The 20,772-nt window shown below is 67.5% G+C and carries 21 protein-coding genes and 1 tRNA gene; 13 read left to right on the forward strand and 9 right to left on the reverse strand.

Annotated features, from left to right (window positions below):
• Positions 1 to 70: 70 nt before the first annotated feature.
• Positions 71 to 1,285: a methionine adenosyltransferase gene (gene metK, locus J7500_RS00545; RefSeq protein ID WP_294059057.1), complete on the forward strand. Its 1,215-nt coding sequence runs from the start codon at positions 71 to 73 to the stop codon at positions 1,283 to 1,285.
• 81 nt (positions 1,286 to 1,366) lie between these two features.
• On the opposite strand, the gene J7500_RS00550 is transcribed toward metK, so the two are convergent.
• Positions 1,367 to 1,981, reverse strand: coding sequence for a phosphatase PAP2 family protein (locus J7500_RS00550; protein ID WP_294059058.1), 615 nt, complete (start codon positions 1,979 to 1,981; stop codon positions 1,367 to 1,369).
• A 172-nt stretch (positions 1,982 to 2,153) separates the two neighbouring features.
• Here J7500_RS00550 and J7500_RS00555 point away from each other — a divergent pair, with 172 nt between their 5' ends.
• Together J7500_RS00555 and J7500_RS00560 are read left to right on the forward strand one after the other, a co-directional pair.
• Complete coding sequence (locus tag J7500_RS00555) at positions 2,154 to 2,984, forward strand: EAL domain-containing protein (RefSeq protein ID WP_294059059.1); 831 nt, start codon at positions 2,154 to 2,156, stop codon at positions 2,982 to 2,984.
• A 38-nt stretch (positions 2,985 to 3,022) separates the two neighbouring features.
• Entirely contained in the window at positions 3,023 to 3,703 is a 681-nt protein-coding gene (locus J7500_RS00560; protein ID WP_294059061.1) for a tRNA (guanosine(46)-N(7))-methyltransferase TrmB, read from the forward strand.
• On the opposite strand, the gene xth is transcribed toward J7500_RS00560, so the two are convergent.
• Positions 3,609 to 4,478 (reverse strand): exodeoxyribonuclease III, encoded by an 870-nt coding sequence (gene xth / locus J7500_RS00565; protein ID WP_294059062.1) that lies wholly within the window; start codon positions 4,476 to 4,478, stop codon positions 3,609 to 3,611. The two genes, J7500_RS00560 and xth, sit on opposite strands and share 95 nt — an antisense overlap.
• Positions 4,459 to 5,604, reverse strand: coding sequence for a GNAT family N-acetyltransferase (locus J7500_RS00570; RefSeq protein WP_294059064.1), 1,146 nt, complete (start codon positions 5,602 to 5,604; stop codon positions 4,459 to 4,461). The genes xth and J7500_RS00570 overlap by 20 nt, the downstream gene beginning before the upstream one ends.
• A 72-nt stretch (positions 5,605 to 5,676) precedes the next feature.
• On the opposite strand from J7500_RS00570, the gene J7500_RS00575 reads away from it, so the two are divergent.
• Positions 5,677 to 6,168, forward strand: coding sequence for a DUF2721 domain-containing protein (locus J7500_RS00575; protein ID WP_294059066.1), 492 nt, complete (start codon positions 5,677 to 5,679; stop codon positions 6,166 to 6,168).
• Here J7500_RS00575 and J7500_RS00580 read toward each other — a convergent pair.
• Positions 6,165 to 7,739, reverse strand: a complete 1,575-nt coding sequence (locus J7500_RS00580) for an amidase (protein ID WP_294059068.1) — start codon at positions 7,737 to 7,739, stop codon at positions 6,165 to 6,167. The genes J7500_RS00575 and J7500_RS00580 overlap by 4 nt on opposite strands.
• Positions 7,740 to 8,207: 468 nt before the next feature.
• Between J7500_RS00580 and J7500_RS00585 the strand changes: the two genes are divergently transcribed.
• Both J7500_RS00585 and J7500_RS00590 read left to right on the forward strand, forming a co-directional pair.
• Entirely contained in the window at positions 8,208 to 10,127 is a 1,920-nt protein-coding gene (locus J7500_RS00585) for a ribonucleoside-diphosphate reductase subunit alpha (RefSeq protein ID WP_294059069.1), read from the forward strand.
• Between the two features lie 82 nt (positions 10,128 to 10,209).
• Positions 10,210 to 10,605 (forward strand): endonuclease domain-containing protein, encoded by a 396-nt coding sequence (locus J7500_RS00590; RefSeq protein ID WP_294059071.1) that lies wholly within the window; start codon positions 10,210 to 10,212, stop codon positions 10,603 to 10,605.
• 110 nt (positions 10,606 to 10,715) lie between these two features.
• Here the strand turns inward: J7500_RS00590 and J7500_RS00595 are convergent, their stop codons facing one another.
• Positions 10,716 to 10,988 carry a DUF2171 domain-containing protein gene (locus tag J7500_RS00595; protein ID WP_294059072.1) on the reverse strand — a complete coding sequence of 91 codons (273 nt, stop codon included), beginning with the start codon at positions 10,986 to 10,988 and terminating at the stop codon, positions 10,716 to 10,718.
• 71 nt (positions 10,989 to 11,059) lie between these two features.
• Here J7500_RS00595 and J7500_RS00600 point away from each other — a divergent pair, with 71 nt between their 5' ends.
• From J7500_RS00600 to J7500_RS00620, 5 genes are all read left to right on the forward strand, one after another.
• On the forward strand, positions 11,060 to 11,398 hold the full coding sequence (locus J7500_RS00600) for a hypothetical protein (RefSeq protein ID WP_294059073.1): 339 nt from the start codon (positions 11,060 to 11,062) through the stop codon (positions 11,396 to 11,398).
• Positions 11,395 to 11,613: a hypothetical protein gene (locus tag J7500_RS00605; RefSeq protein WP_294059075.1), complete on the forward strand. Its 219-nt coding sequence runs from the start codon at positions 11,395 to 11,397 to the stop codon at positions 11,611 to 11,613. The genes J7500_RS00600 and J7500_RS00605 overlap by 4 nt, the downstream gene beginning before the upstream one ends.
• Positions 11,610 to 11,840: a hypothetical protein gene (locus J7500_RS00610; protein ID WP_294059076.1), complete on the forward strand. Its 231-nt coding sequence runs from the start codon at positions 11,610 to 11,612 to the stop codon at positions 11,838 to 11,840. Before J7500_RS00605 ends, J7500_RS00610 begins: the two co-directional genes overlap by 4 nt.
• Before the next feature lie 4 nt (positions 11,841 to 11,844).
• Positions 11,845 to 12,900, forward strand: coding sequence for a ribonucleotide-diphosphate reductase subunit beta (locus tag J7500_RS00615; RefSeq protein ID WP_294059078.1), 1,056 nt, complete (start codon positions 11,845 to 11,847; stop codon positions 12,898 to 12,900).
• 123 nt (positions 12,901 to 13,023) lie between these two features.
• Positions 13,024 to 13,875 carry a hypothetical protein gene (locus J7500_RS00620; RefSeq protein WP_294059080.1) on the forward strand — a complete coding sequence of 284 codons (852 nt, stop codon included), beginning with the start codon at positions 13,024 to 13,026 and terminating at the stop codon, positions 13,873 to 13,875.
• A gap of 4 nt (positions 13,876 to 13,879) precedes the next feature.
• Here J7500_RS00620 and J7500_RS00625 read toward each other — a convergent pair whose 3' ends face one another.
• Together J7500_RS00625 and J7500_RS00630 are read right to left on the reverse strand one after the other, a co-directional pair.
• On the reverse strand, positions 13,880 to 14,158 hold the full coding sequence (locus J7500_RS00625) for a hypothetical protein (protein ID WP_294059081.1): 279 nt from the start codon (positions 14,156 to 14,158) through the stop codon (positions 13,880 to 13,882).
• A 47-nt stretch (positions 14,159 to 14,205) separates the two neighbouring features.
• Entirely contained in the window at positions 14,206 to 14,814 is a 609-nt protein-coding gene (locus J7500_RS00630) for a uracil-DNA glycosylase (protein ID WP_294059083.1), read from the reverse strand.
• A gap of 23 nt (positions 14,815 to 14,837) precedes the next feature.
• Between J7500_RS00630 and folK the strand changes: the two genes are divergently transcribed.
• Both folK and J7500_RS00640 read left to right on the forward strand, forming a co-directional pair.
• Positions 14,838 to 15,347, forward strand: a complete 510-nt coding sequence (gene folK / locus J7500_RS00635; protein WP_294059085.1) for a 2-amino-4-hydroxy-6-hydroxymethyldihydropteridine diphosphokinase — start codon at positions 14,838 to 14,840, stop codon at positions 15,345 to 15,347.
• A tRNA-Lys gene (locus tag J7500_RS00640) sits at positions 15,338 to 15,413 on the forward strand. Before folK ends, J7500_RS00640 begins: the two co-directional genes overlap by 10 nt.
• A 595-nt stretch (positions 15,414 to 16,008) precedes the next feature.
• Here J7500_RS00640 and J7500_RS00645 read toward each other — a convergent pair.
• Both J7500_RS00645 and J7500_RS00650 read right to left on the reverse strand, forming a co-directional pair.
• Complete coding sequence (locus J7500_RS00645; protein ID WP_294059086.1) at positions 16,009 to 18,123, reverse strand: phosphocholine-specific phospholipase C; 2,115 nt, start codon at positions 18,121 to 18,123, stop codon at positions 16,009 to 16,011.
• A gap of 70 nt (positions 18,124 to 18,193) precedes the next feature.
• On the reverse strand, positions 18,194 to 20,701 hold the full coding sequence (locus tag J7500_RS00650; RefSeq protein WP_294059088.1) for a TonB-dependent receptor: 2,508 nt from the start codon (positions 20,699 to 20,701) through the stop codon (positions 18,194 to 18,196).
• Positions 20,702 to 20,772 lie beyond the last annotated feature (71 nt).

The following is a 20,772-nucleotide window of genomic DNA, read 5'->3' on the forward strand; positions in this document are numbered from 1 at the left end:
CGTCATATAAGGAAAGCTTTATATGGGCATGGCAACGGCCCGGCTCTCCTTCCCTGACAAGAGGATTTCCATGCGTTCCAACTATCTCTTCACGTCCGAATCGGTCTCGGAAGGCCATCCCGACAAGGTCGCCGACCAGATTTCCGACGCCATCGTCGACCTGTTCCTGTCGAAGGACCCGGAGGCGCGCATCGCCTGCGAGACGCTCACCACCACCCAGCTCGTGGTCCTCGCCGGCGAGATCCGCGGCAAGGGCATCATGGACGAGGCCGGCAACTGGGCCCCGGGCGTGCAGGACGAAGTCGAGAAGACGGTCCGCGAGACCGTGAAGTGCATCGGCTATGAGCAGTCGGGCTTCCACTGGGAGACGCTGCGTTTCGAGAACAACCTGCACCCGCAGTCGGCGCACATCGCGCAGGGCGTGGACGCCGCGGGCAACAAGGACGAAGGCGCCGGCGACCAGGGCATCATGTTCGGCTTCGCCTGCGACGAGACCCCGGACCTGATGCCGGCGACGCTCGACTACAGCCACAAGATCCTCGAGCGCATGGCCGCCGACCGCCATTCGGGCGCGGCGCCCTTCCTCGAGCCCGACGCCAAGAGCCAGGTCACGCTGCGCTTCGAGAACGGCAAGCCGGTCGCCGCGACCGCGATCGTTGTCTCGACTCAGCATGCGCCGGGCTATGACACGGGCGACAAGGAAGCCGAGCTTCACAATTACGTGAAGTCGGTGGTCGCGGACATCCTGCCGGCCGAGCTGCTGTCGAACGGCACCGAATATCACATCAACCCGACGGGCTCGTTCGAGATCGGCGGCCCCGACGGCGACGCCGGCCTGACCGGCCGCAAGATCATCGTCGACACCTATGGCGGCGCGAGCCCGCACGGCGGCGGTGCCTTCTCGGGCAAGGACCCGACCAAGGTCGACCGTTCGGCGGCATACATCACCCGCTATCTCGCCAAGAACATCGTCGCGGCTGGCCTCGCCAAGCGCTGCACGATCCAGCTGGCGTACGCGATCGGCGTGTCCAAGCCGCTGTCGCTCTATGTCGATACGCACGGCACCGGCACGGTGGGCGACGACAAGATCGAGGCGGCGATCCAGGGCATCGAGAAGCTGGGCGGCCTGACTCCGCGCGGCATCCGCACGCACCTGAGCCTCAACAAGCCGATCTACGGCAAGACCGCGGCCTATGGCCATTTCGGCCGCAAGCCCGAGGGTGATTTCTTCCCCTGGGAGCGCACCGACCTGGTCGAGGACCTCAAGGCCGCGCTGGCTGCCTGAGCGAATCCTATTCGGTAAAAAGCAGGAGGGCGGGGCCGCGAGGCTCCGCCCTTCCTCGTTCTGGAGCAGTTTGCGCGTCGCTCAGTCCGGCGAGCGGCCTGCAGCGATGAGGATACGCGCCGCGGCTTCGACCAGCGCTTCGGCCGCCCAGCCGATCGCCGCGCCTGCCACGACGTCGCTCGCGAAATGCTTGGCGTCGGGAAGCTGGACCAGCGCGACGCCCGCTGCTGCGGCTGCGGTGACCGGACCCGCGGCAGGCGTCTCGCGCGCGATCGCGCGGCCGCTCGCCACTGCGCCCGCGGTGTGGCCGGAGGGGAAGGACGACCAGCTGCCGTCGCTTTCCTCCCCCTGCGCCTCGCGGAAAGCATAGCGGCCGTCGCGCAGCATCTTGTGCGGGCGCGTACGGTCGATCCGGTGCTTGAGCGCGCTCTTGATCAGCGTCGCGGCATATTCGCTCGCGAGCATCCGGGCGCCGGTGCGCGCCAGCCGCGGGCGGCGCAGCACCAGCCCCGCGGCGAGCGTGGCGGCGGAAGCGGCGAACAGCGGCGGCTGATCCGCCAGCGCAGCGATGCGCGCGGCAACGCGTACCGGCATTGCGTCACGCAGCCGCCCCACCTGCTGTGCGATTCGCACGTCGATGCGCTCGATCACGCTCGCCCGATGCGCGCCCTCGGGAAGCTTCTTCTTTTTCGACATGGCCGATCAAACCCGCGGCCGGCCGCAAAGGTTCGCTGACGACTCGCGCAAATCCGCCGAATCCGGATTTCGGCCTCGGTAGATTCCCGGTGCGGGAGAATCCAATCGGGCACCGACCTTAGTTCCGAAAAGTCATGGTTAACATCTAGTTGGCGCATCGAAAGGAACAACGATGCGCCCCGAGACGACTGCCCAGTATCTTCCGCTCCACATCGGCTTCCAGCCGATCGTGAACGTGGATTCGGGACGGGTCGTCGCCTGCCAGGCCGTGATCTCCGGCGCGCAGGGTCGCGCCTTCGGCGCGCTGCTCGGCGGACTGCCGGTCGACGAGCGGCCCGCGCTCGCGCGGCGTGGCATCGAGCTCGCCCTTGCCATGGCGGTGGCGGCGGGGCTGATCGAGGGCGGCGCGATGCTCGCGCTGCCGGTGCGCGCCGCCGGCGACGCCGACCAGACCGCCGCGCATCTCTTCTGCACTGCGCTCGCCCACGGTGTCGCGCCGGGGCGGTTGATCGCCGAGATCAGCGCCGACGAGCGCGGCCATGCCGACCAGGCGCTGGAACTCGCCAAGGCTTGCCGCGCGCGCGGCATCGCGATCGCGCTCGACAGCTATTCGGCCGGGCCGCTCGGCGTCCGGCTGCTCGCCGAAGCCAAACCGCGCTTCGTCAAGCTCGATCCGGCAATGACTCGGGACATTGCCCGCAACCTGCCGCGGTTCCGTGTGGTCGAGAGCGTGCTGCGCGCGCCGCGCAGTTTCGGCGCTACGCCGATTGCCCCGGGCATCGAGCGCGGAGCCGACCTCGCCGCGCTCCACACGATCGGCGTCACCCATTTCCAGAGCGAGGCGCTCGACATGCGCAAGCTCGCCGGGCGCGCGCCTGCGCTGATCGCCGATCTGCCGCCGCATCTCGACGTGCGCAGCACCGTGGCCGAGCCGCGCCTTCCCGGGGCGCCACGCAATCTGCGCACGGTGCCGCCGCAAGGCCCCACGCTTCGCGCGGCCTGAGGCTTGCACCCTCGGCGCGGTCCGCTAGGAGGCGCGCTGTGACCGATCCCACCACCATCCGCCGTCTCTACGGCCGCGCCAAGGGCCACAAGCTGCGTGCAGGCCAGGCAGCGCTCGTCGAGGAAATGCTGCCCAAGGTGAGCGTACCCGATAGCGGGCCGCTAGATGCGCGGACGCTGTTCGGCGACGACCGCCCGCTCGAGCTCGAGATCGGCTTCGGCGGCGGCGAGCATCTCGCCGGGCAGGCGGCGATGCGCCCCGATCACGGCTTCATCGGCTGCGAGCCTTTTCTCAACGGCGTGGTAGGCGCGCTCAACCATATCCGCGACGGCGCCCTGGCGAACGTGCGCCTGCACATGGGCGACGCGCTCGACGTGGTCGAGCGACTGCCCGACGCCAGCCTCGATCGCGTCTATCTGCTCCACCCCGATCCCTGGCCCAAGGCGCGCCACGCCAAGCGGCGGATGATGAACCACGGGCCGCTCGACCTGATCGCGGCCAAGCTCAAGCCGGGCTGCGAGTTCCGGCTGGGCACCGACGATCCGACTTATTGCCGTTGGTCGATGATGGTGATGGACCAGCGCCGCGACTTCGAGTGGCAGGCTAAGAGCGCCGCCGACTTCCTCACTCGCCCTGCCGACTGGCCCGAGACCCGCTACGAGCGCAAGGCGCGGCGGCAGGGGCACGAGGTGTGGTACTTCCGGTATCTGCGGGTCTAGGCCCCAAGTCCAACTCTACCCACACCGGCGCATGGTCGCTGGTCTTTTCCCAGCCGCGCACGAAGCGGTCGACCTCCGCCCCGCGCAGGCGCTTCGCCGCGGGGGCGTTGAGAAGCAGGTGATCGATGCGCAGCCCGGCGTCGCGGACAAAGGCGTTCCGGAAATAGTCCCAGAAGGTGTAGATTTTCTCGCCCGGGTGGAGGGTGCGCAGCGCGTCGGTCCAGCCCTGGTCGAGCAGCCGGGCAAAAGCGGCGCGCACCTCGGGCGCGAACAGAGCGTCGTCGAGCCAGCGCTCGGGCTTGTAGACGTCGAGGTCGGTGGGCATGACGTTGTAGTCGCCCACGAGCACCACCGGCGCGTCCATCGCGATCAGGCCGGCGGCATGGTCGATGAGCCGGTCGAACCAGCGCAGCTTATAGTCGAACTTGGGGCCGGGCCTGGGATTGCCGTTGGGCAGGTAGAGCCCGCCGATCAGCACGCCGTGCACCGCGGCCTCGATATAGCGGCTGTGGCTGTCGTCGGGGTCGCCGGCCAGCCCACGCCGCGTCTCGACCGGCGTGCAGCCGCGTGCGAGGATCGCGACGCCGTTCCAGCTCTTCTGGCCGTGCCAGACCGCGCCATAGCCGGCGGCCTCGATCGCGGCCTGGGGGAATTTCTCGTCCGGGGCCTTCAACTCCTGGAGGCAGACCGCATCGGGCCGGGTCTCCTCGAGCCAGCGCAGCAGCACCGGCAGCCGTCCGTTGACGCCGTTGACGTTATAGGTCGCTATCCGCATCGGGCGAGAGTGCCTGGGAGGCCTCTGCGGTTCCCTCGCGACGGCCGCTGCGGCGCCAGAGCGGCCCGAGCAGCCGCGCCACTGCGGCCGCCGCGCCCGGACGGACGAAGATCCAGTCGCGGATCGCGGGCCCCCGCTCGGCGCCGATCACGCGCTTGTAGCCGCTGTCACCCGCGCCCCAGTCGACCCGCGTGATGCCGTCGTCGAGCGCGCGGACGAGGTTGCGGTAATAGAGCAGCTTGCCCGGCGAATGCTTGGCAAAGGCGGGATCATAGCTGTTCGCGATGGCGTATTTGAGCGCGCCGGCGTTGAGATCGAACGAGAAGGCCGCGGGGCTTCCTTCAATGCGCAGTACCGCTGCCCACATCATATCGGCGATCGCCGGGTCCGCCGCGGCGGCGCGCCAGAAGCTGCCGTGCCCTCCGGGGGTGAACTTGGCGTCGGAGCCGTCGGTGCGCGCCGCGATCCAGCTCCTTTCCTCGACCTCGGCGAGCGCGTCGAAGGCTGCATCATCCCAGCCGCTACCCGATACGAAGGCCCAGTCGAGCGCGCCGTGGCTCCCGAGGTGCTTCTCGTGGAAGCGGTTCTTGCGGAGCGTCGAGTTGCGCGGCCAGGTCGCCTCGGCGCGGAGTCCGGCCATGTCGAGGAGGTAGCTGTCGGCCACGAAACGATCGAGCATCGCCCAGCCGCGCGCGCACGCCGCGGCCTTAACGAGATCGAGCGCGGGGTCACCGTCGTAGACGGGTCCGAGCCGCAGCGCCCGCGCATCCTTGCCGAGGCGGGCAAGCAGCGCCTCGACGGCCTCTACCCCGGCATCCTGACGAACCGGGAAGCTGCGGAAGGGCCAATAGCATCCGGGTACCGAGACCAGCCCCAGCGCCGAGGGGCCCGAGGTCACCACGGGCAGCGCCGCCACGGCCTCACCCTCGCGGTGGACGATCAGCGTGCGCGCGGCGCCGCCATAGGCCTTGAGCGCGGCCGCGAACCAGCCGTAGCGCAGGAAGCGATGCGAAGGCGCGGCGCGTGCCGCCACCGCGTCGATTCCCGCCGCCAGTCCGTCGAGGCATGACACCGCGAGCGACGGAGGCAGGCGCGTGAATTCGTCGAGCGGCATCGGCTTGGTCATGCGCGCGGTTTTACTGCGCGAGCGTTACCAACAGGTTTGACGGGCGCGCCGCTTCCCTCTCATAAAGCCGAAATGGAAATGGGCCCCTATCTCTCGACCGTCGCCGACACGATCCAGAGCGCGATCGCGCCCGTGTTCCTGCTTGCCGGCATCGGCGCGATCCTGAACGTTATGGTCGGCCGGCTCGCGCGCATCGTCGACCGCGCGCGCAAGCTCGAGCAGCTCCACCCCAAGTCGACCGGCCCCGAGCACGATCGCCACGTGATGGAGCTGCGGCTGATCGACCGACGCATCTCGGTGATCAACACCGCGATCTTCCTCACCGTCTCCAGCGCGTTGGCGATCTGCGTCGTCGTCGCGCTGATGTTCGTCTCGCGCCTGATGGCCTTCCACATCGGTGCGGTGGTCGCGGGGCTGTTCGTGCTGTCGATGGTGCTGCTGATGGCCAGCCTGATCTACTTCCTGGTCGAGGTCCGCATGTCGCTGGGCGCGATCCATGTCCGCGAGGAATTGCTGGAGCTCGACCGGCTCGAGGTCCACCGCAGGCGGCGCTGGCGGACCTAGCTGCGCGGCCCCAGGTCCACGGCTACCGTGGGCAGATATTTGGGCGCCACCCGCGCCTTCGCCGCCTGTTCATAGGCATAGCCCGCCCGGAGCAGCAGCCCGTCCGACCAGGGCGCGCCAATGAACGAGAGGCCGGCGGGAAGCCCGTCGGCCAGCCCCATCGGCACGGTGAGGTGCGGATAGCCCGAGACCGCGGGCAGCTCGCTCGCCGAGGGGCCGGTGAACTGGTCGCCGTGCACCGGATCGCTGAGCCAGGGCGTGCCATAGGTCGGCGTGACCAGCAGCTCGGCGCCGGCCGCCTTCATCATCTCGTCGAGCCCCTGCTTCGCGAGCCGCAGCGACTTGGCGCGCGCCGCCTTGTAGTCGGGATCATCCAACCCCTTGGTCTTCGCGGCATCGACGAAGATCTCCTGCCCGAAGAAGGGCATTTCGGCGGCCTTGTGGCTGGTGTTGAAGGCGATCACCTGCTCGAGCGTGCGCGTCTTCACCGCCGCCGGAGTGGTCGCCAGATAGGCGTCGAGATCGGCCTTGAGCTCGGTCTTGAGCACTGCCAGCTCCGCGTCGCCCAGCCCCTCGAGCTTGGGCATCTTGACCTCGACCAAAATCGCACCCGCGCCGCGTAGCCGGTCTAGCGCGGCGTCGAAGACCGCGCCCAGGTCCGCGTCCATCTCGGGCCGCCAATAGCCGATCCTCTTGCCCCGCAGCGCGTCGGCGCGCAGCCCCTCGGCGTAGTTGCGGCGATATTTGTCGGCGTCGCTGGTCGCCGGGTCGGCGGGGTCGCTGCCGATCATCGCCGAGAAGAGCAGCGCCACGTCGCGCACGCTGCGCCCCATCGGTCCCGGCGTGTCCTGACTGTGGCTGATCGGCACGACATGAGTGCGGCTGACCAGCCCGACCGTGGGCTTCAATCCGACCAGCCCGTTCATCGACGCGGGGCAGACCACCGACCCGTCGGTCTCGGTGCCCACCGCCACTGCGGCCAAGCTCGCGGCCACCGCGGCGCCCGACCCGCTCGACGATCCGCACGCCGAGCGATCGAGCGCATAGGGATTCCGCACCAGCCCGCCGACGGCGCTCCACCCGCTCATCGAGCTGTTCGAGCGGATGTTGGCCCATTCGGACAGGTTGGTCTTGCCGAGGATGATCGCGCCCTCTTCGCGCAGCCGCGCGACCAGCGGCGCGTCGCGCTTGGTGTCGTTGGCGGCGAGCGCGAGGCTGCCGGCGGTGGTCGGCAACTCGCGCGTCTCGATATTGTCCTTGATCAGCACCGGAATGCCTTCGAGCAACCCGGGCGTGCGACGCGTCAGCTGGCGCCTGTCGCTCGCCCGCGCCTGATCGATCGCATCGGGGCTGATCGCGATCACCGAGCGCAGCTCCGGCCCGGCGCGATCCATGGCCTCGATCCGCGCGAGATAGGCGCGAGTCAGTGCCTCGGCGCTCACCTGGCGCGTCGCCATGCTCGTGCGGAGCTGCTCGATCGAGACTTCCTCGACCTGCGGCGCGGCCTGGCCGTGCGCCTGCCCCGCCATGCCCGTCGCCAGCGCCAAAGCCAGCAGCCCCGTCCGCTTCATATGCCGTCCCCCATTCGCCGAGGGCGACAGACTATTGCGTGGAAGCGGCGCACCACAAGAGATTGTGTTCAGCCGATTCCTCCACGCTAATTTTTTTTGGGTTCCAGCTTCGTTCTCTTGCCTTTCCGGGACGCGAGGATTGACCATGCGTCGCTGCGCTGCATCGGCTGCCAAGCGCGACATTTCAGCGACGAACGTTCCCCGGTAAGGCAAATTTGCCCCTTGTGCCCGGACTCGGTTTAGCACAATCTGTTGTGGTTGGACTGAGGGGCAGTCTCTAGCACTGGTATCGCCGGCGCCGCATAGCCATATGCGGAAGGGGCGTTGCTGTGCCTTGGATCCGACGCGATGGACACTTTTTGTTCTCGCGTCCGTTGGTAGCAAGAGCTACCATAGGATCCTGCCCCCGAGTCGATTGCGCGCGTGCCCTAAGGGGCGCCGCCAGAGGTGAAGTGAGGGGCTTTAGTCATGGAATTCAGGGACACCGAGAACAGCGTGAACGAGACCGTCACCGAAGCCGTCGCCGCTCCTGCCAAGGCCGGCGCCAAGCCGCGCAAGCCCGCGGCCGAGAAGGATTCGCGCGCCGTCGCACCGCAGCTCTACACGCTCGAAGTCGATCACAGCCGCGACGCGCTGCTCACCGATTTCGGCAAGGAGACGCTCAAGGACCGCTATCTGCTCCCCGGCGAAACCTATCAGGACCTGTTCGTGCGCGTCGCCTCGGCCTATGCCGACGATCAGGCGCACGCGCAGCGGCTCTATGATTATATCTCGAAGCTGTGGTTCATGCCCGCGACGCCCGTTCTCTCGAACGGCGGCACCGGCCGCGGCCTGCCGATCTCGTGCTTCCTCAACTCGGTGCCTGACAGCCTCAACGGCATCGTCGACACCTGGAACGAGAATGTCTGGCTCGCCTCGCGGGGCGGCGGCATCGGCACCTATTGGGGCAATGTCCGCGGCATCGGCGAGCCGGTCGGCCTCAACGGCAAGACCAGCGGCATCATCCCCTTCGTGCGCGTGATGGACTCGCTCACGCTCGCCATCTCGCAGGGTAGCCTGCGCCGCGGCTCGGCCGCCTGCTACCTCGACATCTCGCACCCCGAGATCGAAGAGTTCCTCGAGATCCGCAAACCCTCGGGCGACTTCAACCGCAAGGCACTCAACCTGCACCACGGCGTGCTGATCCCCGATGCCTTCATGGAAGCGGTGCGCAGCGGCGGCGAGTGGGAGCTCAAGAGCCCCAAGGACGGCTCGGTGCGCGGATCGGTCAACGCGCGCGCGCTGTTCCAGAAGCTGGTCGAGACCCGCCTCGCGACCGGCGAGCCCTACATCGTGTTCGCCGACCATGTGAACAACAACATGCCCAAGCATCACCGCGATCTGGGCCTCAAGGTCTCGACCTCGAACCTCTGCTCCGAGATCACCCTGCCGACCGGCAAGGACCATCTGGGCAACGAGCGCACAGCGGTCTGCTGCCTCTCGTCGCTCAACATGGAAACCTGGGACGAGTGGAAGGATGAGAAGGGCTTCATCGAGGACGTCATGCGCTTCCTCGACAACGTCCTGCAGGATTATATCGACCGCGCCGAGCCGGGCATGGAGAAGGCCGCCTATTCGGCCGCCCGCGAGCGTTCGGTGGGCCTGGGCGTGATGGGCTTCCACAGCTTCCTCCAGGCGCGCGGCCTGCCCTTCGAGGGCGCGATGGCGAAGAGCTGGAATCTCCGCATCTTCAAGCACATCAAGGCGCAGGTCGACCAGGCCTCAATGGCGCTCGCGGTCGAGCGCGGCGCGTGCCCGGACGCGGCCGAGATGGGCGTGATGGAGCGCTTCAGCTGCAAGATGGCGATCGCGCCGACTGCGTCGATCTCGATCATCTGCGGCGGCACCAGCGCCTGCATCGAGCCGATCCCCGCGAACATCTACACCCACAAGACGCTGTCGGGATCGTTCTCGGTCAAGAACCCGTATCTCGAGAAGCTGCTCATCGAGAAGAGCAAGAACTCGGACGCGGTGTGGAACTCGATCCTCGAGCAGGGCGGCTCGGTGCAGCACCTCGACTTCCTGACCCAGGAAGAGAAGGACTGCTACAAGACCAGCTTCGAGATCGACCAGCGCTGGCTGCTCGAGCTCGCGGCGGACCGCACGCCCTATATCGACCAGTCGGCCTCGCTGAACCTGTTCATCCCGGCCGACGTCGAGAAGTGGGACCTGCTGATGCTCCACTTCCGCGCCTGGGAACTCGGCATCAAGTCGCTCTATTATCTCCGCTCCAAGTCGGTGCAGCGCGCGGGCTTCGCCGGCGGCGTGGAGGCCGACAACACGATCGAGAAGCCGCAGTTCAACCTCGGCGAGAGCACGGACTATGACGAATGTCTGGCGTGCCAGTGAGATGGCGAACCTAGATCGCCCGGAAAATCCCTCTCCCCTTGTGGGAGAGGGAGGGGCCCGCGCTGCGGAGCGGCGTGGGAGGGTGAGGGGGAATGCCGACGGCCTCACCAAACGCCAGCTGCTTCCTGCGACCACCGTTTTCCGCTCGCGCGAACTGCGCCGGAACGCCGGGCCGGTCGAACGCGTCCTCAGGGCAGCATTGCGCCAGGCACTTCCGGATGCGAAATTCCGCTGGCAGGTTCCTATGGGGCCCTATCACGCGGACTTCTGCTCGCATTCCGCCCGGCTGATCGTCGAGGTGGACGACGCCACGCATGCCGAGCGCCAGGCCCATGACGAAATCCGCACGGGTTTCCTGAACGGCGAAGGCTATCGCGTGATTCGCTTCTGGAACAACGACGTGATGACGAACGTCGAAGGCGTGGTTGCGGAGATCGCGCGCAATCTCCCGGAAGAGATGCGAGGAAACTGCTTGTGATCGGGCAGCCCCCTCACCCTTCCCACGCCTTCGGCGCGGGCCCCTTCCCTCTCCCACAAGGGGAGAGGGAGGTTGTGCGCTCCCCTCTCCCAATGGGAGAGGGAATTAGCTCACAGCGGCGCGCCGCTTTCCTCTTCCTCGAAGGTGATCGCGACGTCGGCGTTGGCGCTGAGGCGGACCTGGTCGCCTTCCACCGCGGCGACGAGCCCGGCCGGGATGTAATGGTGATGGTCGCCATGCCCCTCGGCGCCTTCGATCTGCGCACCCGAATCCTTCTTCGTCAGCTTGATCCGGTCGCCCTCGACGTGATCGACGGTGCCGATGTGCACGCCGTCGGCGCCGATGATTTCCATATGCTCGCGGATTGCACTCGTGTCGGCCATGCTCGCTCTCCTGCTTGGGGGTCGTGGGGACAACGCGCGCGCGAGCGAAACGATGCAGACGGGAGGATGGTATGAAGCTGCTCCGCACCGCGCTTGCGATCACTGCCCTGGCGCTGCTCGCCGGCTGCGCCAAACAGGCCGCCACCGCCGTGGTGCCCGCCGCGCCCGGCTTCCTGTTCGGCCTATGGCACGGCTTCATCTTCCCCGTCGCCTGGGTGCTGTCGCTCTTCGTGCCCGACATCGCGATCTACGCCGTGCCCAACAACGGCGGCTGGTACGACTTCGGCTATTTCCTGGGCATCGTGGTGTTCGGCGTCGGCGCGAACCGCGGATCGCGGACCGTCTATCGCACGCGCACCATCTATCGCGACGGTCCCCGCGCGCGGACGACGGTGATCGACCACGAATGACGCGGCAGTTCGCCTTGATGGCCGGCGTGGCCGGAGCCTCGGGCCTGATCGGCCTGACGACGCTGGTGCGCCCCGCCGTGGCGCGCCGCGCGCTCGGCCTGCCCGAGGTGGAGGCGACGACCTATGCGCTGCGCATCGCCGGCATGATGCTCACCGCGCTCGGCCTATTCCTTGGCGGTTTCGCGGCCGTCGCTACGATTGTGGGGGCGGCATGAGCTACATTGCCCTCATTGCCTATGCAGGGGTAGCGCTGCTCGCCACGCAAGGCGCTTTCCTGCTGCTCGCTCCCAGGCGCGCGGCCCAATATACTCTCTGGAAGCACAGCCTGATCGGCGCACCGCCCGCAGAACCTGGCCCCGGCACTTTCCTCCTCTACCGCATCGCTGGCGTCGCGATGTTCGGCGGCGCTGCCTTCCTACTCACAACATTCGTCTCGGAGTAACCCCATGCCTCTTCTCGAAGCCCGCAAGACCTACAAGCCCTTCGAATATCCCTGGGCCTTCGAATTCTGGAAGCGCCAGCAGCAGGTGCACTGGCTGCCGGAGGAAGTGCCGCTTGGAGAGGATTGCCGCGACTGGGCGCAGAAGCTCACCGATCACGAGCGCAACCTGCTCACCCAGATCTTCCGCTTCTTCACCCAGGCCGATGTCGAGGTGCAGGACTGCTACCACGAGAAATACGGCCGCGTGTTCAAGCCGACCGAGATCAAGATGATGCTCGCCGCCTTCTCCAACATGGAGACGGTGCACATCGCGGCATACAGCCATCTGCTCGACACGATCGGCATGCCCGAGACCGAGTATGGCATGTTCCTCGAATATGCCGAGATGAAGGACAAGCACGACTATCTGCAGAAGTTCGGCGTCGATACCGACGAGGACATCGCCAAGACGCTGGCGATGTTCGGCGGCTTCACCGAAGGGCTGCAGCTCTTCGCCAGCTTCGCGATGCTGATGAACTTCCCGCGCTTCAACAAGATGAAGGGCATGGGGCAGATCGTCAGCTGGTCGGTGCGTGACGAGAGCCTCCACTGCGAGGGCATCACCCGGCTGTTCCACGCCTTCGTCAAGGAGCGCCAGTGCCTCACCAAGGCGGTGCGCGACGACATCATGGACGTGTGCCAGACCACCGTGCGGCTCGAGGACGCCTTCATCGACCTGGCGTTCGAGCAGGGCCCGGTGCCCGGCATGACGCCCAAGGAGATCAAGAAGTACATCCGCTACATCGCCGACTGGCGGCTGGGGCAGCTGGGCTTCAAGCCGATCTACATGATCGACGAGCACCCCCTCCCCTGGCTCGCCCCGCTGCTCAACGGCGTCGAGCACGCCAACTTCTTCGAGACCCGCGCGACGGAGTATTCGAAGGCGGCGACCCGCGGAAATTGGAATGAAGTGTGGGATTCGTTCGACAAGCGCCAGAAGGCGAAGGTCGGCCCCGTGGCGAACGAGGACGGCACCGGCGAGGGGGATATGTTCTCCAAGGCTGGGATCGCGGCGGAGTAAGGCGGGTCGCGCAGGGGATCGGCATGTGCTGATCCCCGCGCTCCATCTTCACCTTCCGGAAACTTCCCTCGCGCATCCTTCCCCACGCGGCGCGGGGGAGTGCCGTGCAATGGGGGAAGGCCCATGTTTGCTATGAGCTTCGCGGTGGTGGCGCTTTCGGCATGCGCGCTGCTGTTGATCTTCGGGCGCCAATCGAACCTGTTCGCGCGCTTTGCCCGCACCGGCGCCGCCGCCGAGCCCGCGTCGGGCCGCACGCGGCGCGCGGGCGACGGGCTGGTCTATCATCCGCCGATCGACGCCGATCCGGTGCCGGTGCTCGCGCCCGCGCCGATGCCCGTGCCGCTGGGCCTCTCGCCCGCGCATGCGCCCGAGATCGAGGATGACGATGCGTGGGCCGAAGAAGGCGAGCCAGCCGCACCCCTGCCCGTCTCCCCTCTCGCCGCGGGCCATGCCGACGACGAGGAAGAGGAATATGACGAGCCCGAGTCCGACGTGGGTTTCGCCAGCCTGGGGCCCGAACTCGCCGCCCACGCGCCGGTGCGCGCCGACCCGCTCGCGTTCGCCGACGACGAGCCGGAGGAAGAGCCGGAACCCGAGATCGAATCCGCGGCAACGCCGCTCGTGACGTCCTTGCCCGAGCTCCCCGCCGGGCTCGAGCCCGAGCCCGTCAACGACTGGCCCGAGACCGCTACGCAACGCCTGCACGAACTCGACGCACTGATCGGAGCGGGCGGCTTCGCGGCCTATTTCGCCGAGATCAGCTCGCCGCATCACTGGGACGAAATGATCGAGGCGCTGCGTAGCGTCGGCGCGGGGGAGGCCGCCGAAGTCGCGATTGATGCCGGCGAAGTGCAATGGCCCTATCACGAGCAGGGCGGCACCGCCCCGGCCGAGGCCTTCGCCGACGCCGACGCGCGCTGGGCCGCGCTGGGAGTCGACCTCCCGGCGCTACTCGCGGCGTGGCGAGGCGCCTGACGCGCTACCTGGCCTGGCGGCGCTCGCGCACCAGCACGGGCTTGTCGCAGCCGTTCTCGAGCCGCAGCACGGTGTAATAGGCCTCCGCCGCCGGCTCCTCCGCGAGCCTGCGCGGCTTCACGACTTTGGCGTCGGGCGACGCCTTCTCGGCGCCTGCGTTATGGCACACCCTGCCCGAGAGCGAGAGCACGGGAGCCGCGGGCTGGACGCGCGGCTTGGGATCGGGCGCGCCGGCATTGGCAGCGGCGGGCAGCAGGGCGAGCGCAAGCACGAACATCCGCACGGGCAGTCTCCTTTTCGCGCCCGCCGTCATAGCAGATTCGGCGCGGTTCAGCGAGCCTGGCGCAGCGCAAGCGCCCGCGCGAACACCGCCTCGAACATCGCCGGGGTGAGCCGCCCGGTGTTCTGATTGTAGCGCGAACAGTGATAGCTATCGATCAGCATGCGCCCGTCGGGCATGCGATGCTCGGCGAGATGCGCGAAGCGCGCCTTGGGGAGCTTGCCGCCCATCGCCTTAACCGCCGACTGGTGCGCGATCTGGCCCAGCGCCACCACCACCGGCGCGCGGAGCTGGCCCGCGAGATAGGGCCGGCAGGCGTGGACCTCGGCCGGGTCGGGCTTGTTGCCCGGCGGCAGGCAGCGCACCGCGTTGAGGATCACCACGCCGTGCGGCTCACCTGCCTCGGACAGGCCCAGCTTCTCCAGCGTGGCGAAGAGCAGGTCGCCCGAGGCGTCGCCGGTGAAGGCGCGGCCGGTGCGATTGGCGCCGAGCCTGCCCGGCGCGAGCCCGACGATCGCGAGCCAGGCATCGGCAGGGCCGAGCGCGGGCACCGGCGCATTCCACCAATCGGGCTGCTCGGCGCGCAGCGTGGTGCGCAGCGCCGCCAGTCGCGGGCAATGCGGGCAGTCGCGGTCGGGTTCGAGGCTTGGCGCGGGCATTGCGGCGCGATAGGCGCAGCGGCGTGGCAAGGACAAGCTATGCGATCGGGCTCGGCTCGAACCGGCCGGGGCGGCACGGGGGCCCGCGCGCCGAAGTGGCCGCCGCGCTCGCCGAGCTCGGCCGCGCGCCGGCGCGGCTCATCGGGGTCTCGCCGCTGATCGCCACCGCGCCGCTCGGCCCGTCCAAACGCCGATTCGTCAATGCCGCCGCGATTCTTGAGACTGACGAGGACCCCGCCAGGCTGCTCCGCCGCCTCAAGGCGATCGAGCAAAGCTTCGGCCGGCGGCGCGGGCAGAGCTGGGCGGCGCGGGTAATCGACCTCGACCTGCTGCTATGGTCCGAAGGCGCCTGGGCCAGCCCGGGGCTGACCGTTCCGCACCAGCTGTTCCGCGCGCGGCGCTTCGTGCTCGACCCGCTGGTGCGCGTGGCGCCGCACTGGCGCGATCCGGTGAGCGGGCTGACCGTCCGCCAGCTCCGCGCCCGGTTGACCCGCCCGACGCCCGCGCCTAGGGGCGGGCGCGTGGGTCCGTAGCTCAGTCGGTAGAGCAAGCGACTTTTAATCGAGAGGTCCCGGGTTCGAATCCCGGCGGACCCACCACCACCTCTGCGATTCCTGTGGCGCCAGCTAGTCTGGGCCAATTCCAGTTAGATTTGGGCCGGTCAGGGTCGAAGCGGCCTCTCCAACAGAATGCCCGATCCCCCAATGGGTGAACTGGCTGAGCCACGCCGTGAGTTCATCCAGGAGAATGCGCCGAGCGCGGCGTGCTGGATGTCTGTGGTTGTTCTGGTAGACGTCGCAGATAAACGGTCTCCGGCCCCTAGTAGACAGCGTCTGGTCAGAAATAGGCTGCAATCGGCACAGATTGCCGATCTCGGTGCTCGCGCAAGGAACTCCGCCCAGAACGGCGAAGGGGAAGCTCACCCTATCGACCGACCTCGACTCGAGCAGTTCACTTCAAGGCGTCGAGCAGGCCATCGGGCGCTTCTGCGGTTCCTGGCAGACGAAGTGGCGGTCAGCTGTCACCGCCAGCTGAGCACTGGGTGATCCGAACGCCAAACCCCAAATTCACGGCCGGTTTCGGCAAACCTCTTGGTCGATCTTAATCACCAAAATTGGGACGTAGAGCGGCCCTTCCCCTTTAGCGATACGCGCGGTCCGGACCCGCGGGAGGGGTCCTGCGGAGGTTTCGCCTTCAGGCGGGAGGGCCAGCAAGGACTCCAGCCGGATCGGAACAGGAAGCGCGCCCCGTCTCCAGTCGCCCGGCGATACGCCTGAAAAAGCCATCGGCTTCGGGGCTCGTCACGGAGAGGTCGTACCGACCCATGGTCTGCTCCAGCCGCCAGCGATGATGACGCTGGCCGGGGCCACTTCGCCATGCGGGGTGCGCGTCACGATAAGCGTTGGGAGTCACGAGCAGTTCGTCGCCGCGCTCGGTCTCGAAGGCGAGCAAGCGCCCATCGCGGTCGAACTCCCAGTGGATTCCGCCGGCGATCGCACGATCCCGAGCGGTTCCGGCGAAATGGCGATGAAAGCCGTTAGGACCGAGGACCCAAAGATCATAAGCGCCCGCGTCGCCCACCGTCCGCCAGGCGCCGGTCAACTGCTTGCCCGCCTCGACCGTGTAGCGCCGTGGAATGCGCTCGAGCGCCAGCCGGTCATAGACATGGAATACCGCACCCGCGCCGACCGCGTGAAAGGTGAGCCGGATCTCGCCGGTACCGCGCGCCTCGGTCACCTCGAGGCGATAGGGCAAGGGCCGCGAGGGGCGCGTGCCGGGCTCCTGCCAGCGTGCTTCGGCGGCGAGCGGCGCCTTGGGGTCGGGACGGTCCCTGATCGTCGCCGCGCGCACCGCCTCCGGCCGGGGGTCGGGCAAGCCCGACGGCACGGTCGCATTGGGATGCGCGAAATCGAAGGCCGAAGTGAGGTCGCCGCACACCGCGCGGCGCCAGGGCGAGATGTTGGGCTCGACCACGCCGAAGCGCCGCTCGAGGAAGCGGATCACCGAGGTATGGTCGAACACCTGGCTGTTGACCCAGCCGCCGCGGCTCCACGGCGAGACGACATAGAGGGGCACGCGCGGGCCGAGGCCGTACGGGCGGCCATGGAACTGCACGAGGTCGGGCCGCGCATCGGCCTTGTTCTCCGCCTCATGATATTCGCCGATAGTGCTGACCGTCGAGGCACCGGCAAGGCCGCCGGGGGCGAGCGGATCGCGCGAGGGCGGCGCAGGCGGCGGCACATGGTCGAAAAAGCCGTCATTCTCGTCGAACATGATGAGCAGCACGGTGCGCGCCCAGACCGCCGGATCGGCGGTGAGCGCGTCGAGCACCTCGGCGGTATAGGCCGCGCCCTGCGCCGGGCTCGACGGCCCCGGGTGCTCGGAAGCCGACGCGGGGGCGATCACATAGGAGACCTGCGGCAGCCGGCCGGCGAGCACGTCGGCACGCAGCCCGTCGAGCGCCCGCGTGGTAAGCGCACGCTCGCGCAACGCCGGGTCGCTTCCCGCCTCGCCCTTCTCCGCGGCGCGGAAGGGCGCGAAGCCGACCAGAGGGTTGTCGGTGAAATTGTCGGCCATGTCCTGATAGAGGCGCCAGTCCACACCCGCGGCGTGCAGCCGCTCGACATACGTGGTCCAGCGATAGGGTTCGGCCGCCCCGCCCTGCTCGGGGAAACGGTCGTGCGAGTTGTTGATCGCGGGACCGCCGGCGCGGCCGAGGGGATCGTTGGTGCCGGTCCACAGGAACAGGCGGTTGGGGTTGGTGCCCGACTGGATCGCGCAATGATAGGCGTCGCAGATCGTGAACGCGTCGGCGAGCGCGAACTGGAACGGCATGTCCTCGCGCCGGAAATGGCCGAGCGCACGCTCGGTCTTGGCCTCGGGCCAATGCGCCATGCGGCCATGGTCCCAGGCCGGCTGCGCGTCGGGCCAGCCGTGCGGCGTGCCGATCATGCGCGCCAGGGTCCAGTCACGCTTCGTGGCGAGGTGATAGGGCTCGATCAGCCGCGGCCCGCCTTCGGCCTTGCCGTCGAGCTGCTGCCAGACGGTGCGCTCCGGCCCGCTCGACAATGCCGGCGCGAGCGGGATCGGGAAGCGGTCGCCAAAGCCGCGCACGCCGCGCAGCGTGCCGAAATAATGATCGAAGCCGCGATTTTCCTGCATCAGGATCACGACATGCTCGACGTCGCGGATCGTGCCCGAGCGGATGTCGGGCGGGATCGCGAGCGCGCGGGCGATCGCCGCAGGAAAGGCTGCCACCCCCGCGCCCATTCCCGCCTTGAGCAACGTGCGGCGTCCGATGTCGGTCATAATGTATTCCTGCCAACCGGCTGTTCGATTGGAAAGGCCGCCCCGCCCTGCTGGCGGGAGCGGCCTCGTCCTAGAAGTCGAGCGTCAGCGCCGCCGTCACGGTACGTGGTGTACCGAGGCGGCCCGTGCCGGTGAGATAGCGCTCGTCGGTCAGATTGTTGACGGTGATCGTGATGCCCATGCCCTTGAGCAAGCCATCGATCCCGCCCAGATCCAAACCGACATAGCCGTTGGTCACGACATAATGCTTGGCCTCGCTCGTCGCGGCGACGTCGATGAAGGAATTGCCGACATATTTGGAGGCGACGCCCAGCTTCCAGCCGTTGCGATGCCAGTCCGCTGCTATGTTGAACATCGTCTTGGGCGAATTGGCGACCTGCACGCCCGGTGTGACGCCCATCGCCTTGTCCTGCGCGGGATTGCCGCTGCCGAGATATTTGGACCGGTTGTACGAATAGGAGCCCGACAGCGAGAAACCGCCCGGGAAATGATAAGCGAGCGCTGCCTCGACGCCGCGGCTCTTGATGCCGCCGACGTTTAGATAAAGCCCGCTCACCTGGTTGAGGTAATCGATGCCCGTAATGAAGGTCGAGGGTACCAGGATGATGCGGTTCTCGAAGTTGACATCATAGAGGGTAAGCGAGCCCTGCAAATTGCGGCCACCGTAGCGCGCACCGAGTTCGACGTTCCGGGCGGTCTCCGGCTCGGTCAGGTCCAGCAGGCGCTGGTCGCCGCCGAGCAGGTTGCGCTGCAGCCCTGCAAAATTCTTCGAATATCCGCCGAACAGTTCCAGACCCTCGATCGGGGTCGCGTAGGTCAGGCCGAACGACAGCAGCGGATCGGACTGTTTGTACATGTCGGTATGGAGCTTGGTGTTCGTCCGCTCCTGGCGCTGCTGGTCGATGAAGAACTGCTTCACGCCGATGCGCCCGCTGAGCCTGCCATAGGTCAGCACGTCCTCGACATAGTACATGAACTCCTCGGCACCGTCGTCGATGTCGTACTGCACCCAATAGGGCTGGCCGTCGAAGGCATAGCTGACCCGGGCATCGGTGAGCTTGTGCCAGTCGCGCACCGTGTTGGTGCGGCCATGCTCGAACCACGTGCCGGCGCGGACGACATTGGTGAACCCGCCGAAATCATGCCGCCAATCGAGGCTGACCAGCGCGCCGAGGCGGGAGTAATCATAGTGCGTGTGGCGATAGGATTGCACCGGCACCGCGTTCGCCGGATAGCAACTCGGCGCATAGTCCGCCGGCAGGCCGGCGGGAGCTACGCAGCCCGGCGTCTTGGTTGCCGTGGCGCCGTTCGGCATCACGAAATAGATATTGCCCAGATTGCCGGCGCTATAGACGGTCTTGCCGCCCAGATACTCGCTGTTCGGCGCGCCGACGCCGTCGTTGGTGACGTCGACCAGATAGGGCGGAACATAGTCGCCGCGCCCGGTCATGCGGTGGCCATAGCCCGTCAGGGTCAGGTTCACCTCGCCCATCTCAGTATGCGCCTTGAGATAGCCGAACAGGTTCTTGCGCAGCGCGCGCGAGCCCGAGCGATAATATTGATCGAAATAGGGAATGCCCACCCAATTGCCGATCAGCGTATCGACGAGCGGGTTCTTGGCGAAGTTGGCGGGGCTGCTGCCGCCATATTCGGACTCGTTCGCGTCGTCGAACGAGACATAGCCGGTCAGATCGACACGCGAGAGTTGGCTGGTGATCTTGGCCGCGATGTGCGAGCGCGTGGTCTGCCCCGATCCGTCGATCCAGTCATGGACGCTGGAGCTCAGCCCGCTTACCCAGGCGCGGGTGCCGGGCGCGATCTCGCCCGTGTCGAAACGGACATAGGCCTGGCGTGCGTCCCAGTCCCCACCCGCCAGCACGACGCGCAGCCGAGGGTCGCCGAGCGGATCGGAGCTGATGTAGTTGATCGTTCCCGCCAGCGCCTCATTGGAGGGCGAAGAAACGTCCGCGGTGCCCTGCGACACGTTGACGGTCTCGAGATCCAGCACGTCGAGATAGCGGTTGGCCTTCGAACCGCCGCCATAGCGCGACCCGCCGTTCGGGATGCCGTCGATGGTGGCGCCGATGTGCAGCGTATCGAAGCCACGGATGCTGATCGCGGTCGCCGCGTCCGAGGAGCCGAATGCGTCGGCTTCGGTCACCAGCACGCCGGGAAGCTCGTTCAGCACGTCGTTCACGCTGCTGAGCACCGACTGACGCTCGATCATGGGCCGAGTCACGTTGTTATTGGCGAAGGTGACTGCGCCCCCGGTAACGACGATGTCCGAGTCCGCTTGCGCGTTTCCCAATATCGCCGCCTTGCCGTCGAAGGAGACCACGGTCAGGCCGCTTCCGGCCAGCAGCCGGTCCAGAGCTTCCCGAGTGTCGAGATCGCCTTGGACCCGGTTGGTCTTGCGGCCTTCCGCATCGCGCCCGGCGAGCGTGACCTGGATTCCGGCCTGACGGGCGAATTCGCGAACGCCGCTCGATGCCGGCTGTTCGGCGACATCGAAGCTCCGCGCCTGGTCCTGGGCTTGAGCGACCGACGGTACGCAGAATGCCACCGCGATCGCGGACACGGAAATTGCCGAATGCAAAAGGAAAGCGCGCATTAGGATTACCCCCTCTTTGGTTCCATCTCACCAAATGA

Source organism: Sphingomonas sp., from assembly GCF_017744835.1.
Taxonomy (GTDB): domain Bacteria; phylum Pseudomonadota; class Alphaproteobacteria; order Sphingomonadales; family Sphingomonadaceae; genus Sphingomonas.